14 protein-coding genes are annotated in these 15,788 nt (G+C 52.7%); 4 read left to right on the forward strand and 10 right to left on the reverse strand.

The genetic code is table 11. The features are described 5' to 3' along the window. Nucleotides 1–172: 172 nt before the first annotated feature. From nadE to RJP21_RS30350, 8 genes are all read right to left on the reverse strand, one after another. Nucleotides 173–991: an ammonia-dependent NAD(+) synthetase gene (gene nadE / locus RJP21_RS30315; protein WP_160042166.1), complete on the reverse strand. Its 819-nt coding sequence runs from the start codon at nt 989–991 to the stop codon at nt 173–175. A gap of 37 nt (nt 992–1,028) precedes the next feature. Further along, the gene (nadD, locus tag RJP21_RS30320; protein WP_160042168.1) at nt 1,029–1,643 is read right to left on the reverse strand and encodes a nicotinate (nicotinamide) nucleotide adenylyltransferase; all 615 of its coding nucleotides are present in this window, start codon (nt 1,641–1,643) and stop codon (nt 1,029–1,031) included. A gap of 10 nt (nt 1,644–1,653) precedes the next feature. Continuing rightward, nucleotides 1,654–3,144: a nicotinate phosphoribosyltransferase gene (locus RJP21_RS30325; protein ID WP_310862519.1), complete on the reverse strand. Its 1,491-nt coding sequence runs from the start codon at nt 3,142–3,144 to the stop codon at nt 1,654–1,656. A gap of 36 nt (nt 3,145–3,180) precedes the next feature. Then, on the reverse strand, nt 3,181–3,732 hold the full coding sequence (locus RJP21_RS30330; RefSeq protein WP_310862543.1) for a cysteine hydrolase family protein: 552 nt from the start codon (nt 3,730–3,732) through the stop codon (nt 3,181–3,183). Nucleotides 3,733–3,760: 28 nt separating this feature from the next. After that, complete coding sequence (locus RJP21_RS30335) at nt 3,761–4,537, reverse strand: NUDIX hydrolase (RefSeq protein ID WP_310862520.1); 777 nt, start codon at nt 4,535–4,537, stop codon at nt 3,761–3,763. 198 nt (nt 4,538–4,735) lie between these two features. After that, nucleotides 4,736–6,364: a DHA2 family efflux MFS transporter permease subunit gene (locus RJP21_RS30340; RefSeq protein ID WP_310862521.1), complete on the reverse strand. Its 1,629-nt coding sequence runs from the start codon at nt 6,362–6,364 to the stop codon at nt 4,736–4,738. 16 nt (nt 6,365–6,380) lie between these two features. Next, nucleotides 6,381–6,824 (reverse strand): MarR family winged helix-turn-helix transcriptional regulator, encoded by a 444-nt coding sequence (locus RJP21_RS30345; protein WP_160042176.1) that lies wholly within the window; start codon nt 6,822–6,824, stop codon nt 6,381–6,383. A 299-nt stretch (nt 6,825–7,123) separates the two neighbouring features. Next, a complete protein-coding gene (locus RJP21_RS30350; protein ID WP_310862544.1) occupies nt 7,124–8,215 on the reverse strand; it encodes a glycosyltransferase family 2 protein in 1,092 nt (363 codons plus the stop codon). Between the two features lie 365 nt (nt 8,216–8,580). On the opposite strand from RJP21_RS30350, the gene RJP21_RS30355 reads away from it, so the two are divergent. The 4 genes from RJP21_RS30355 to RJP21_RS30370 all read left to right on the forward strand — a co-directional run bounded on the left by RJP21_RS30355 (nt 8,581) and on the right by RJP21_RS30370 (nt 11,543). Further along, the gene (locus RJP21_RS30355) at nt 8,581–9,450 is read left to right on the forward strand and encodes a pentapeptide repeat-containing protein (RefSeq protein WP_310862522.1); all 870 of its coding nucleotides are present in this window, start codon (nt 8,581–8,583) and stop codon (nt 9,448–9,450) included. A 142-nt stretch (nt 9,451–9,592) separates the two neighbouring features. Further along, nucleotides 9,593–10,114, forward strand: a complete 522-nt coding sequence (locus tag RJP21_RS30360; protein ID WP_310862523.1) for a type 1 glutamine amidotransferase domain-containing protein — start codon at nt 9,593–9,595, stop codon at nt 10,112–10,114. A gap of 167 nt (nt 10,115–10,281) precedes the next feature. Continuing rightward, nucleotides 10,282–10,896, forward strand: a complete 615-nt coding sequence (gene cdaS / locus RJP21_RS30365) for a sporulation-specific diadenylate cyclase CdaS (RefSeq protein ID WP_310862524.1) — start codon at nt 10,282–10,284, stop codon at nt 10,894–10,896. Nucleotides 10,897–10,928: 32 nt separating this feature from the next. Continuing rightward, on the forward strand, nt 10,929–11,543 hold the full coding sequence (locus RJP21_RS30370; protein ID WP_310862525.1) for a diadenylate cyclase: 615 nt from the start codon (nt 10,929–10,931) through the stop codon (nt 11,541–11,543). A 58-nt stretch (nt 11,544–11,601) separates the two neighbouring features. Here the strand turns inward: RJP21_RS30370 and RJP21_RS30375 are convergent, their stop codons facing one another. Together RJP21_RS30375 and RJP21_RS30380 are read right to left on the reverse strand one after the other, a co-directional pair. Beyond that, nucleotides 11,602–13,587, reverse strand: a complete 1,986-nt coding sequence (locus RJP21_RS30375; RefSeq protein ID WP_310862526.1) for a GTP-binding protein — start codon at nt 13,585–13,587, stop codon at nt 11,602–11,604. A 102-nt stretch (nt 13,588–13,689) separates the two neighbouring features. Then, nucleotides 13,690–15,366 carry a glutamine--tRNA ligase/YqeY domain fusion protein gene (locus RJP21_RS30380; protein WP_310862527.1) on the reverse strand — a complete coding sequence of 559 codons (1,677 nt, stop codon included), beginning with the start codon at nt 15,364–15,366 and terminating at the stop codon, nt 13,690–13,692. Nucleotides 15,367–15,788: the final 422 nt, after the last annotated feature.

Below are 15,788 nucleotides of genomic sequence, written 5' to 3' on the forward strand. Positions count from 1 at the left end.
CGTTAGCGACAGAAGATCAGAGTTATACCCTTGAATTATCGCCAATTTCCTATCCTTCGTAAATTTGGTCATAAAAAAACTGCACCTCCAACTGTTAGAGTGTGTCTAACAATTGGGGTGCAGTTCAATTCGCTGAGCTTCTTTCAATCTATTTTGGGAACAACGCCCCTTCTTATTTCCACCATTCATCGAAAGGCGTGACCGGAAGCTGGCGTTTATGCTCCGTGTTTTTGTAGCGTTGTTCGATTTTCGCGCGATCTTCCGTATCGACCTGCTTTCCGGTCAAATATTCGTCAATGATCGTGTACTTCATGCCAAGTTCGGTCTCGTCCGCCTGCTGCGGCTTGTTGTCGAGCAAATCGGCCGTCGGCACTTTCAAATACAACCGCTCGTCGGCATGGAGCTCCTTCAGCAGCTCGCGGCCTTGTTCTTTGGTCAAACCCGTCAACGGCGTCACGTCCGCCCCACCGTCTCCGAATTTGGTGAAAAAGCCGGTTAAAGCTTCCGCGGCATGATCAGTACCGACGACGAGGCACTGGCGTTCGCCCCCAATCGCGTATTGGGCGATCATGCGCATTCTCGCTTTAACGTTCCCTTTATGATAGTCCGACAGCTCGCCGCCCGTCGAAACCGCAAACGTGCCGGCCAAGGCGTTCACGGCGCTTTCGATGTTGAAAACGACGGACTCATCCGGCTTAATGAACGCCAGCGCCGCCTGCGCGTCGTCTTCATCCTTTTGAACGCCGAAAGGCAGACGGACCGCGCAAAACGACGCTTCATACCCTTCGGCCCGAAGCTCTTCCACAGCCAGCTGGCAAAGGCGACCGGCAAGCGAGGAGTCCTGGCCGCCGCTGATGCCCAGAACGAAACCTTTCGCTCCGGCTTTTTTGCAGTAAGCTTTCAGAAAATCTACCCGTCTGCGGATCTCCTCCTTCGCGTCGATTGCCGGTTTTACGTGCAGCTCTTTCATGATTTGTTCTTGCGTGCTCATCGTTTTACATACTCCCTTTTTCGGTTTTTGACATGCCTCATGCATACAATTTGTGGGTTTTGATGTAGCTGTAGCAGTTTTCGGGCACCAAATAACGGGGTTCCCCGCCCATTTTCAGTTCGTCCCGGATATAACTCGAGCTGATTTCCATAGCCAGCCCCTTATCGATCAGATGAAACGTTTGGCCGTCATCGCTATTACGCAAGATCGGCGATTTGCTGATGGCCGTAAGCATGTTGATGCCGTCTCTCGCCATGACGATAAATTTGTTTTCCTGAATCAGCTCTTCGGACTTCTTCCATTTCCCTTCGCCGATATCCAGCAGCAGGTCTGCTCCCATAATAAAATAGATCTCATCCTCCGGGAACTTGGCTTTAAAATGCTTTAAGGTCAAATACGTGGCGATTTCCCATCCGGCCAGCTTCATCTCGTAGTCGTCCGCGACGAATTTATCATTGCCTTCGATCGCCATCAGCACCATGTTCCAGCGATGCTCGTCGCTGATATGAAGCTGTTTGTCGGTTCTTTTGCTCGAGCAGGGCAGGAAAATGACGCGGTCCAGCTTGCAGCGCTGCGCGACGGTGCTTGCCGTCCACAGATGCACGTTCGTAATCGGATCAAAAGACGAGCCGTATATCCCGATTTTAGCCATAGGATCCTCCTTAAGCTTGAACCCTCCGGTTCACTCTTTCCTGGATTTCCTCAATCCGTTTCATTTTGTTGTCCCAGCATTCCTGGCTCAAATTAACCGGATATTCGGCCGGATTGAGCAGCCGCTTGTATTCATCCCACAATACGTTCAGATTTTCCTTCACGAAGGTTTGGATTTCGCGCAGAGCGGGCAGCCGATACACCAGGTCGCCGTTTTCGATCACCGTATGATGAAGCTCCCTCGCCTCGAAGTTCGTCACGAATTTCGCAATGTACGTATGAACCGGGTGGAACATTTTCAGCCGTTCTTGGCTCTGCGGCTCTTCGTGCTCCAGGGCGATATAGTCGCCTTCCGATTTGCCGTTTGTTTTATTGATGATGCGGAAGACCCTTTTCCGGCCGGGCGTCGATATTTTTTCCGGGTTCGAGCTGATTTTGATCGTATCGGCCATTTCCCCGTTTTCGTCTTCGATGGCGATCAGCTTATATACGGCCCCAAGCGCCGGTTGGTCGTATGCCGTAATCAGCTTCGTTCCGATGCCCCACACATCGATTTTGGCACCCTGCGCCTTCAAATTCAAAATGGTGTGCTCGTCGAGATCATTCGACGCGTAAATTTTGGCATCCGTAAATCCGGCCTCGTCGAGCATTTTCCGGGCTTCTTTCGACAAATAAGCAAGGTCGCCGCTATCCAGGCGAATTCCTTTAAATTTTATCCGATCGCCGAATTCCTTCGCAACCTCGATCGCCGTCGGGACACCCGAACGGAGCGTATCGTACGTATCCACCAAAAACACGCAGTCCGTATGGCATTCGGCATATTTGCGAAAAGCGGCGTATTCGTCGCGATAGGCCTGCACCATCGCATGGGCGTGCGTGCCTGCCGTCGGGATGCCGAACAGCTTTCCCGCCCGGACGTTCGACGTTGCGTCGAAACCGGCAATGAAAGCGGCCCGCGTGCCCCAAATCGCCGCATCCAGTTCCTGCGCCCGGCGAGTCCCGAATTCCATGGTCGTTTCGTCGCCGACGATTTGTTTGATCCGGGAAGCTTTGGTCGCGATCAGCGTTTGAAAGTTGATGATGTTCAGCACGGCCGTTTCGATCAACTGCGCTTCCGCCAGCGGAGCTTCGACCCGGAGCATCGGTTCGTTGGCAAAAACCAGCTCGCCTTCCCTCATGGAACGGACCGTCCCCGTGAAACGCACCGATTTCAAATACTCGAGAAAAGCGTCGGGATATCCGTCTTCCTTCAGATACGCCAAGTCGTTGTCGGAGAACCGGAATTCCTGCAAATAGCGGACGAGACGCTCCAATCCCGCAAACACGGCGTAGCCGTTCTGAAACGGAATTTTGCGGAAATAGACTTCGAATACCGCTTTCCGATCGTGAATTCCGTCCTGCCAGTATACTTGGGTCATGTTGATTTGGTATTTGTCCGTATGCAGCGCCAAGCTGTCGTCCGGATAAGGCGCCTCGGGGATTTGAAACGTGTTGCGTGTCATGGCATGATCCTCCTTTTGCGTAAAAAACAGCAATAATTAGACGACCTTCGCGCCCAGCGAACCTTTAAAATGCCGCAGCGCCCACACATGGCCTTCGGCATCGAAGCTCGCCACCGCATCTTCGTGGATGACCAGGTCGAAACCTTTGTTGTAACCATCCACCGCGGTATGCAGAACGCAAATGTCGGTGCAAACGCCGACGAGGTGAAGCTCGGCAATGCCTCGTGCCCGCAGTTGAAGCTCCAGATCGGTGCCCGCGAACGCGCTGTATCTCGTTTTATCCATCCAATAGACGTGGTCCGAATCTTTGGCTGCCTCGTAAACGCCCTGCAGGGCTCCGTACAGGTGCCGGCCGGCGGTGCCTTCGATGTTATGCGGCGGGAACAGCTTCGTTTCCGGATGAAGCATGTCCCCGGCCTTGTGCAAATCGACGGCAAATACGACGAAATCTTGATTGTTCACGAATTCTTCGGTAATCTGCACGATGCGCTGTTCGATCTTTTGCCCGGGTTCGCCGCAGGTCAAAGCCCCGTCGGCCGCCACAAAATCGTTCGTGTAATCGATGTTGATCAGCGCCTTTTTCTTCATTTCGTTCATCACGATTCCTCCTGATCCATTACTTTTTCGCGTAATAAATTGAGTTGTTCGCTTCCATGTCGTTAAAACGGTACAGCTGCGTCGGTTTTTTGGACGTTCGCGTCGTCTTTTTCCCCTCGATTTCCTCGATGAAAGGCAGGGATTTGATTTTGCGGGCGAACGCGGCATCCAGCGCAACGGCGGAATCGTCGGTCACGGTCAGAAGCACCGCCTGCAATTCGGAGTAAGTAAACTCCTCGGGCAAAAACGCTTTTGCCGCCGTCGTCTCCAGCAGTTTCTTGCGAATGACCGCCACCGCATCCCGGATGATCGCCTCATGGTCAAAAGCCAGATCGAGCCCAAGGACTTCATCCACCGGAAACAGCGCCACCTCGCTCGCATCATCCTGCGCCACCCGCCCCGCCAGCCGGTGCTCCGGAACGATCGCGTAGTGGGCGTTGGAAATAATCCAGCCGCGGGGATCGCGTCCCGGCGTGTCATACACCCCGAAATGCTCGAGATGAATCCGGTCGACCCCGGTTTCTTCTTTTAACTCCCGCTGCGCCGATTGAAACGCGCTTTCCGTCTCGTTTACGAAGCCTCCCGGCAAAGCCCACTTGCCGGCTTCGATGTTCGGACGCCCCTCGCTGTCCGTCATGCTGCGCTTGATCAGCATAATGTTCAGCTTCATGGCGGGCGGCTTGAACGCTTCGGGTCTGTCGCTCAAGATGGTGAATACGGCGATGTCAGAGGTATAACCGTCCGGCGTTCTGTACTTTTTAGCGTCGTATTGCTCGAGCGCTTGTTCGTTGGACATGAAGTCAGCCTCTCTTTATTGATTATTTAACATTTAACGTTTTGTTAATTGTATTATATTCGCAGCAGATTCCGTTGTCAACCATTATGTTCCATTGGATTTCGCATAATCCCCATCAAATAAAGAAAACGGTGCTCCAGCCAGCCTGAGCTGCCGGAGCACCGTTTATGTTGCACTGTATTTTGCGTTGGAAAAGCCTTATTCCGCCGTCAGCGTTTTGCCTGGTCTGACATCGGATTTTTCTTTTGCATCCCCGGCTTCAGGCGCCTGGTTTGTCGAGCGAAGCGGCAGCTCCTTCAGGAAAAATACGAGCAGGAGCGCCACAACAAGGACGAGCGTACCGGTAAGGAACACCGTAGAAAGCGTATTTCCAAGCGCGTCGCGGATGCTGTCGATCATTTGAACGAAGAGCTGCTTGGCTTCCGCCGGCAGGCTGGCTTCGGTCTTTTCGACGAGCGGCTTGTTCATCAGCGTTTGCGGATTGGCAAAAGAAAGCATGTTTTGCGCCAGCTTCGGATCCAACTTGCTGAAATCCGGCGCGCTCGCCGATTGGAGAGCTTCCTTCAGGTTTTTGGTCAAGCTGTTGGACATGACCGTTCCCATGACCGCGATCCCGATCGTACCCCCGAGGTTACGGAACAGCTGCGATGAAGCTGTGACGACGCCAAGCTCTTTATGCGAAACTGCGTTTTGGGTCGCCAGCGAGAAGACCGGCATACCAAGGCCCAGACCTACTCCAAAGATGATCAAGCTGAGAATCGTCATCCACAAGCTGTTCATAAAGATCATGATGCCCATACCGATGATCATGATCGGCATGCCGATGAGCGCAAACCGTTTGTATTTGCCCGATTTGGCGATCAGTTGACCGGTGATGGCGCTTGTGATGACCATGCACAGGGACATCGGCAGCGTCACGTAACCCGCGTAGGTCGGCGAAATCGCCAGCACGCCCTGCACGTAGAACGAAATGTATATCATGGCGCCCATCAATCCAAAGTTCATGATGAAGCCGATAATGTTCGAGATCGTTACGACGCCGTTTTTAAACAAATGCAGCGGAAGAATCGGTTCCTTCACTTTCGTTTCGATAAAAATGAAAATCAGGGCGGATACGACCGCGGCTGCGATCAAGCTGATGATTTGCCAAGAACCCCACGGGTACTCCGTGCCTGCCCAAGAGAACGCAAGCAGCAGCGGAACGATCGTCGTGGTAAGGAACAGCGATCCCAAATAGTCGATATGCTGCCCTTTCTTTTTGTCCACTTTCGGGAACAGCATCATGATCATGATAAACGCCACAATGCCCAATGGGAGGAAAATCCAGAACAGCCAGTGCCAATCGATATGGTCGACTAGATAACCGCCAAGCGTCGGTCCCAGCACGCTGGAGAAGCCGAACACAGCGGTCATCAGACCCATCCATTTGCCCCGTTCACGCGGAGGGAACAAGTCGCCGACGGCCGTAAAGGCGGTGGACTGGATGATCCCCGCGCCGATCCCTTGAATCCCGCGGTAAATAATAAATTGGTAGACGTCGGTGGAAGTCCCCGTCAAAAAGGCCCCGACCATAAAAAACAATATACCGATAAGAATGAACGGTTTCCGTCCGAACATGTCGGACAGCTTGCCGACCAGTATGGTTGCGATGGTGGACGTCAGCAAATAAATGTTGATGGTCCAAGTATAATAGTCCATTCCGTCAAGAATCGCGATAATGCGCGGCATTGCCGTACTGGTTATCGTCTGGTTGATGGCGGCAAAAAACATGGCGGCCATGATCGCGATCATGATGGTTATTTTACGTTTTAACGTTAAATGCTCCATTCCCTCTCCTTCACCTCTAAACGTTGTTTTGATCTATATTCAAAAGCATTGAGGAGAAGATTCTTCTCAAATGCTGGATATCTTCCTCGGACAACATGCCGAAAAATACCTGAATGACCTCCTTTTGGTCTTCGGTCACCTTGTCGATGATGTCATACCCTTTTTCCGTGATCATCGTATACACCACCCGGCGGTCGTCCTCCGCCCGCTCGCGTTTGACGTACCCCGCCGCAATCAGCTTGTCGGTCAAGCTCGTAATCGCCGGAGACGTAAGCGCCAGCGCGTCCGCCAGCTCCGACACTTTGAGGGAGCCGCGCATTTTTAGGGTATACAAAACCTGAAATTGCGGAAAAGTGAGACTGTATTCCTTGGTGCTGAATTTGTTCCATTCATGCGACATGCCTTTCAGCAGTTGGCGGAACATCCCCGAAACTTCAAACAGCAATTCGCTTTTTGGCAAAATGCAAACCTCCTCGCACGTTCTCTACTGCGTTTTTGTCCGGATTTTGCAACATTGCCCGTTGAAGTCCGCCTTTTTCGGATTCACTCGCAAAATCCTTATGCTGAAACTATTGAATTAATTAAGCTTTATTTAATTAGATTCTAATAAATAAGTGACTTAATCATTTAACACTTAAGTAATATACTCCGTCATTCAAACGAAGTCAAGCGAATGTTTTATGTTCATATTTTCATAATAAAAATCCGCAAGCTGACTAAAAAAAGCCTCTCCGCCGACGGAGAAGCTGCTTCTATAGTTTACGCTTTCAAATGAGTGCGATCGTACGTCGTTCCCCGCCAGGTCATCCCTCCGCGCCGGGATGCGCGGTAAGCTCCCTGAAATCCGCCGACCGTCAGAATCAGGCCGATGAACGGATGGACGATCCCGTACCAGAAACCGCTGCCCGAATACCGCGAATAGATAAAATACAGCCATAACACCGACAGCACGCTGATTCCGCATAACACGCGGCCGGATAATGGACCGACAAACAATCCGACCCAAGGATAAATCATGGTCAATAGACAGGACAAAGCGGTGATCACGGCCTTCGGATAGCTGAATACGGATTTTTCGACGCTTCCGATCAGCTGCTTCAGGCTCTCATACCAGTTCCAAACCCCGATCATCCGCGTTCCATAGATGGCATCCTGACGGTATCCGGCTTTTTTGATCCGTTTTCCGAGCTCCGCGTCATCCGTCGTCACGTAAGAAAAGGCCGCATGGGTGCCGATTTTGTCGTAGGCTTCCCGTTTCACCAGGTTAAACGCTCCGACGCCAAGCGATTGTTGCGACTTCGGATCCTTGATTTTCCACAGCTGTCCGAAGGACGAGGCGCTCATGAAAATAAAGGCGGCATACCATTTCGAAATGAAATGCGGTCCGGTAAAATCGGGGATCATCGTCAGATGGTCGAGCTCATGCCGATGCATGTACGCAACCGCCTTGGAGATGCATTCTGGCTGAAACAAGATGTCCGCATCCGTAAACAGAAGCCACTCCCCTTTGGCGATTTGGGTGCCTTGGAATAAGGCATGGCTTTTCCCCATCCATTGTTCCGGCAGCTCCCGCACATTCAGCACGGTCACGTTCGGATAAGCTTGCGCGAGCTTGGCCGCAATCGCGGCAGTCCCGTCCTCGGAACGATCGTTGACCAGAATGACCTCCAACGGCTCGTACGTTTGCTCCATTATAGACCGGACGCAGCGTTCCAACGCTTTTTGCTCGTTTCTGGCGGCAACGACGACGGAAACGAACGGCTTTGGCATTTGCGCCTCTTCCCTCGTGCGATGCAGGACGCCGATCTCTCTTGCTTTTGCGGTAAAAATAATCGCAATGCTCCCCCACATCAAAACATTTAATCCCCCTAAAACCCAATAAACCCAATGCATGGCCTCCACCACTTTCGAATATTTTGGACGATCGTTCTAATCTAGGCGCGAAAAACAAACATCCTCATACCCGAAACACCGCAAACAATAGAACGATCGTACTAATATGATCTTAATGGAAATCTTTTCATTTGGCAATCAAAAAAACGTCGGGATTCCGGCTGCTTCCGATCGATTGTAGGCGAATCATGTCACGACGATTCATTCTTGCAGCCGGAGCCTTCGTCAAAATTCCGCTTTTTATCTTAGAAAATGATGTACAATGAGTACACGATGAAATAAAGCAATGATCCATTACATCATTACGGACCGAAGGAGATTTTATGCAAAACGTTCAAAACGACCCCCATGATACCGACCGTTCCCGCCTTCGGGCAGACTGTGGGCAATGCTTCGGATTATGCTGCGTCGCTCTTCCTTATGCCGCATCGGCAGACTTCGCTTTCGATAAAAAAGCCGGGACGCCCTGCCGGAACCTGGATGCGGATTTCCGCTGCGGCGTCCACAAGGATCTTCGGGAGCGGGGCATGCGCGGATGCACGGTGTACGACTGCTTTGGAGCCGGGCAGCAAGTTTCCCAAGAAACCTACCGCGGGCGCGACTGGCGCCGATCGCCGGAGACCGCGGCGCAAATGTTCGACGTCTTTCCGGTCATGTGGCAGCTTCACGAGCTTTTGTGGTATTTGACCGAAGCCCGGACATTGGAATCCGCCGCCCCCATACACGCTGAACTGGATTCAGCTCTAGAGGAAACCGACCGGCTTACCCGTCTCGATCCGGAATCGCTTTTGAAGATCGATATGACCGCTTACCGGGCGGACATCAATGCGCTCCTACTGCAGACAAGCCGGCTTGTCCGGGAAGACGGGCAGAGCAAACTTAAAGGTCAGCCGAAACAAAGAAAAATCCCCGAACGCGGCGCCGACCTGATCGGGGCCAAGCTGAAAGGAGCCGATCTGAGATACCAAAGCTTGCGAGGTGCATACCTGATCGCAGCCGATCTCCGGTCGGCCGATTTGAAAGGCGCCGATTTGATCGGGGCGGATTTTCGGGATGCCGATCTCCGGGGCGCGGACCTTCGAGGGAGCATTTTCCTGACGCAAGCCCAGGTGAATGCGGCAAAAGGAGACGCCGACACCAAAATCCCTTCCTCCCTTATCAGACCGGAGCATTGGCAGGCGCAGGGAAGATAGCAAACCGTTAAAAACGAAGACCTTCCATCGGTATTCACAACCGTGGAGGGTCTTCGTTTATTTTGTGTGAAAACAATTCAATCGGCTATGTTTGTGGTAAGTACCATAATGAATGCTTTTAAATGTTAGGAGGATGACAACCATGGGCAAAAAAATCGCAACCCTCATCACGGACCTGTTTGAAGACGTCGAATTTACCGAACCGGCCAAAGCATTGCAAGAAGCCGGCCATGAAGTCGTCACGATCGAAACAAAAGCAGGCCGCCAAATTACCGGCAAAAAAGGCGGGAAAGTCCGCATCGATCTGGGCATTGACGAAGCCAATCCGGAAGACTTCGATGCATTGCTGATACCTGGCGGATTCTCGCCGGATCAACTGCGCGCGGACGACCGTTTTGGGCAATTCGCCAAAACCTTCGTGCAAGAAGGAAAACCCGTCTTTGCCATCTGCCACGGACCGCAGTTGTTGATCGACACCGATTTGCTGAAAGGCGTGGACATTACCGGCTATCGATCCATCCGCAACGATCTGAAAAACGCCGGAGCCAACTACAAAGACGAGGAAGTCGTGGTGTCCCGCAACATCGTCACTAGCCGCACTCCGGACGATTTGCCCACCTTTAACCGCGAGTCGTTGAAGCTGTTGTCCAGCAGCGGCGCTTAATCAAGCAGCGCTATGTAAAGCTTACAGCCCCGCCTTGCGCAGCAAGGCGGGGCTATTTCATGCTGTTTTTTCAAAACATGAACCATCCGAGCGAACATTGCCGGCGAACAAATAATTATCTCCATTCGAGGGAATCATTGTATTGAACAGCAAAGGAGGCCCATCCCGTGGAAAACGAATACGACGGCTTGTCTCTGCAGCCGGAAGAAATCAAACGACGGCTTGAGGATATCTCGGATGGCATCGGCTCATTAATTTCATCCTTGGACAAGGAGCAAATCGGGATTCTCAAGGAGATCAAACATCTGTACAAACGGTTTTCAACCGCCGGCAAAATGGCGTCCAGATATCATTTGAATCGTTTGCTTTTCCCGTACACGACAAAGTGCGGGGAAATTATTAAAGCCGTCGGCCAGCTCAGCGAAATCCGGAAAGGAGCCCTCATCGTCATTGAGAGGGAGAAGCCGGTCGACGATTGGATTACGAGGGGCACGCCCCTGTTTGCCGAAATCTCCAGCGAGCTCCTTGATTCCATCTTCCATGTCGGAAGCCCGCTGCATGACGGGGCCGTATTAATCCGCAAAGACACGATCGTCTCGGCCGCCAACATTCTCCCGCTTACCAAAAAAATATACCCTAACAAAAAGCTCGGAACCCGTCATCGCGCAGCCATCGGCATGTCGGAACGGACGGATGCGCTTGTGTTTGTCGTCTCCGAAGAGACGGGAAAAGAGTCATTTTCGTTTAACGGGGCGCTATACCCCTTTCAAACCCTCAAATAGACGAAACGAATGGTTGGGAGTGTGATGATGCCATGATTAAAAAGAACTGTCAGAATGATCCCACGCTGCTGCATGAGGAAATGACGAAACAGCTGCATCATATTGTGGGCATGCTCCAGGACAGCATCACGGCGTTCGGTCAAAACGATATACGAATTTTGAACGATCTGGAGGAAATCTCCAAAGAATTCGCCGAATTGGAAACGTTGGTTTCCACCTATTTTCTGAACTGCCTTCTGTCCGAGTATACGTCATCCAGCAGCGAACTTTCCCGCGCCGTCCACCGAATGAGCTTGAAAGGCCAGGAAGCGCTTATCGTTTTGGAAAAAAGCGACCCCGTAGCGCCTTACATCAAGGGCGGAACCGCCATCAACGCCCAAATTTCAAGCCCGCTGCTGGAATCGATTTTTCACCCGGGAAGCAGATTGCAGTCCGGCGCCGTGCTGATTCAAGCCGACAAGGTCGTTTCCGCTGGCAGTATGCTGCCCGTCACCGAGCAGATCTTTTGGGACCGCTTGTTTGACATCAACGAAGCGTCCGCCGTCGGATTGTCCGAACGGTGCGATGCGCTAATTCTGCTCGTCTCGGGAAAAGGAGCAACGTCGTTTTGTCTGGATGGTAACATCTATCCTTTTTCGACGGCCTGAACTTCGGCACTGTCCTGAAGCAGAGGCAGAAGCCGCAGCCCTATATCGCCGTCTACTTTTATTTCATGCCATGGATGCCGGGCACTTCCGCATGCATGTATCCGTCCGCCTCGTTCCAAGCAACGCTGAAACCTTTGCCCTTCGCGCAAAAAATCGACGTTGACGTATATTCGGGATCCGCATCCTTGTCGTATGGTTTGGAAGCGATGATTTCCGCCGCGTTGCCGCATGGCCGGTATCCGCCGAGGCGAAGCGTGAGCGCCCCCTTGCCTTTCGTATACGCGGCCACTTCCGCCGGATAATCCATCAGCGTCGCGACCGGCGCTTCTCCGCTTAAGATAGCCGTGTCTCCGTCGATCTCCGGCGGTTCGAAGCTTCCCCGCGCCTGCTGGATATCCGACATCGCCCTGCCGATGTGGTCCGCTCCCACTTTCAGCTTAAAAGCATAATACGGTTCCAACAGTATGTTGTCCGCTTTCTCCAGGCCTTGCCGCAGCGCGCGCAGCGCCGCTTCCCGGAAATCCCCGCCCGACGTATGTTTGTTATGCGCCCGGCCCGTCAGCAAAGTCACGACGATATCCGTCAAAGGGGAACCCGTCAGCAGGCCCCGATGCTCTTTTTCGGTCAAATGCTGACCGATTAAATGCTGGTAGCCGACGCTCAGATCGTCGGGATGACAGTCGTTGACGAAGGTCACGCCGCTCCCCTCGGGTCCCGGTTCGATCTTCAGATGAACTTCCGCATAATGGCCGAGCGGTTCGAAGTGCCCGCAACCGATCGTCGCGTTGGCTACGGTTTCTTTGTACAAAATTTCCGGTTTACCGAATGACACCTCAAGGCGGAAACGGTCCAGCACGACCTGTTTCAGCACCTCCAGCTGAATGATCCCCATCACATGAATATGAAGCTCCTGCAGCGGTTCGTCCCAGACGACGCCGAGCGACGGATCTTCCGCATGGAGGATCTGAAAGCAGCGCAGCACCTCCCGGATCGAAACGGCGGGATCGTACCTTACTTTGGACTTCAGGGCAGGGACAAGTTCAAAAGCTTTCCGCTCCTTTTCCGCGCCCAGCCCTGCGCCTGCCGGAACGGCGGATAATCCGGTTACGGCCACGAGTTGGCCGGCACAAGCTTCGTCCACCGCAGTGAATTTTTCTCCGTTGTAGACCCGAATCGAAGTAATTTTCTCCTGCAGCCGCTCCCCGGCGCCATCGACATAACCGATTTCGTCCCGCACGCGCAGTTGCCCCTGCAAAAGCTTCATATGCGTAAGGCGGACGCCTTGTGCGTCATGGCGAATTTTGAACACGCGCGCGGCTGCCTCTCCCGAAGGATCGTATTCCGTCTCGGTAAGCAGCTCCAAATTGGCGAGAAACCCGGCGATTCCTTGATCCTGAAGCGCCGAACCGTACATCACGGGAAATAGTCTTCGTTGTTTGACTAACGTGCGAAGGCTTTCGACCGCCCGATCATCCGTAACTTTCCCATCCAAGTACAAGCCTAGCAATGTTTCGTCGCGTTCCGCGGCAAATTCGATCACCGGCTCGCCGATTCCTTCGTTAAGCGCCCCCGGGATCAAGCAGGCTTCCTTCGTAAGGTGTTGGCGGATTTGTTCAAGCACGACGAAAGCGTCCGCCCCTTCGCGGTCCATTTTATTGATAAAAAACAGCACCGGAATGTCGTATGCCCGCAGCAGCTGCCAAACCGTTTCCGTATGCCCCTCGACTCCCTCGACCGCGCTGACGATGACAACGGCATAGTCCATCGCCTGCACGGCCCGTTCCATCTCCGCCGAAAAATCCACGTGCCCCGGGGTATCGATCAAATAATACGTCGAACCGCGCCATTCCATGACGGCCTGACCGGCAAAAATGGTAATGCCTCGCGCCCGCTCCAGCTCGTGGCTGTCCAGGAAGGCATCCTTATGATCCACCCTTCCCCGGCTGCGAATGCTGTTCGTATGGTATAAAAGCTGCTCCGCAAACGTCGTTTTTCCCGCATCGACATGCGCCAGCAGCCCGATTGTTGTATTTGAGTCTCCCATGCAGCGATTACGTTCGTCCCTTCTGTAAAATCTCATTCTGAGTATAACAGAAAAGAACGGCGAATCGTTCCCAAACGGCATGAAAAAAATTTCTCCGCCGGATCACGTTTTTTTCCACGAATCCTTCAAAGCCACAATCCGGTTAAATACCCGCTTGTGATCCGCAGCGTATCCCGAATCCAAGCAAAAATACCCGTGTCTTATGAATTGATATTTTGCTCCCGGCTCGGCATGCCGCATAAACGGCTCCATTACCGCCTTTTTTATAACGATCCGCGAATCGGGGTTCACGAGCTCCTCCCAGTTGTTGCCCGATTCGAGAATTTGGATGCCGTCCCGGAGCAGCTTCTCGTAAGCATGAACTTCCGCGGTTACGCCGTGCTTGGCCGATACCCAATGGATCGTCGATTGGACCTTTCTCGCGTTGAATCCCGAACCGCTTTTGGTCTCCGGATCATACGAGCAATGCAGCTCCCGCACATCCCCCGTGGCCGGGTCTTTTACGACATGTTCGCATTTCAAAAAATAAGCGCCTTTGAGCCGAACCTCCACGCCGGGAGAAAGCCGGTGAAATCCTGCGGCCGGAGCCTCCATGAAATCTTCCTTTTCAATGAACAACTCCCTCGAAAACGGGACCTCCCTGATGCCAAGCGCTTCATTGTTTTCGTTGTTTTTCAGCCGAAGTATCTCAGTTTGATCCTCGGGATAATTCGTAATGACGACCTTTAACGGTTCCAATACCGCCATCACGCCGACGGCTTTTTCTTTCAGATCCCTTCGGATAAAATGGTCTAACATCGCCGAATCCACCGTGCTGTTTTGCCTTAGGACGCCCACCGCCTCCAAAAAGCTTGCCAATCCTTCCGGCGTGACGCCTCTTCGCCTTAGCCCTTTAAGCGTCGGAAGCCTGGGATCGTCCCAGCCGTCGACATAACCTCCTTCCACCAGCTCCCGAATATATCGTTTGCTCGTGACGGAACCCGAAACGTTCAAACGGCCGAATTCCCTTTGTTTTGGAGGTTCTTCCGCCCCGGCTTCGCGTAGGACCCATTCATAGAGCGGGCGATGTTCGAAAAACTCCGCCGAGCATAAGGAATGGGTAATCCCTTCGATCCAGTCCTGGATCGGGTGGGCGAAATCATACATCGGGTATATACACCATCGCTTCCCGGTCCGGTAATGCTCCGCTTGAATAATGCGGTACAATACGGGGTCACGCAGGTTCATGTTAGGCGAAGACATGTCGATTTTGGCGCGGAGAACCTTCGATGACGCGGGATAGTCCCCGTTTTTCATGCCCTCGAACAGGCGCAGGTTTTCTTCGACCGACCGGTTGCGGAACGGGCTGTCCTTGCCGGGCTCCGTCAACGTTCCACGGTATGCCGTCATTTGTTCCGGCGTCAGGTCGCAAACATACGCCTTTCCTTTGCGAATGAGAACGACAGCCGCTTCGGCGTAACGCTCCGAATAGTCCGATCCATAAAAAACCGGCGGATTCAAGCCCAGCCATCGGACGTCCTCTTGGATCGATTCCGCGTACTTGCTCTCTTCTTTTACGGGATTCGTATCATCCAGGCGCAGGTTGAACGTACCGTTAAATTTCCGCGCAATGGAATGATTGATATGGATCGCATATGCGCTTCCGATATGCAAGTACCCGTTCGGTTCGGGCGGAAAACGCGTCGCGACCGGCCTTGAATACGCATTGTTTTTAACGTCCTCCCGTACCTCCTTTTCCAAAAAATCGACGGATGGTTCATGCTCCTTATTCATGGTCATCCGATAAACCTCCTTCATCGTTTGTTTGAATGCCTAACCACTCTTGAAAAAACAAAAAATCCCGCCTCCAAGACCGTAGTCTTGGGGACGAGATTTGGTTTCGCGGTGCCACCCCGGTTCGCGGAATATATCGCTATATCCGCCTTTTCAGGTACGGCAGACGCGCTTGGCTGCTTATAGCCCGGCTGTTTATACCCTAGCTCTGTAACAGGAGCTCCTGTCGCACCATCCGCGGGGGATCACCCGCTTCCGAAGCGCCGCTCAGAGGCTTGGTTCAATGAACTTTGTCCTGCCCCTTTTCAGCTGCCGGGGCTCTCTGTCAGGAAACGCGGTTCATCTACTCTTCTCTTCATCGCGTGTAAAGTTTGGTACATATTATCATCAAATTCTTTAAAAGTAAATCCCGCGTTTGACCTGCATGT

The sequence above is a fragment of the Paenibacillus sp. VCA1 genome (assembly GCF_031583795.1).
Lineage (GTDB): Bacteria > Bacillota > Bacilli > Paenibacillales > Paenibacillaceae > Paenibacillus_AQ > Paenibacillus_AQ albilobatus.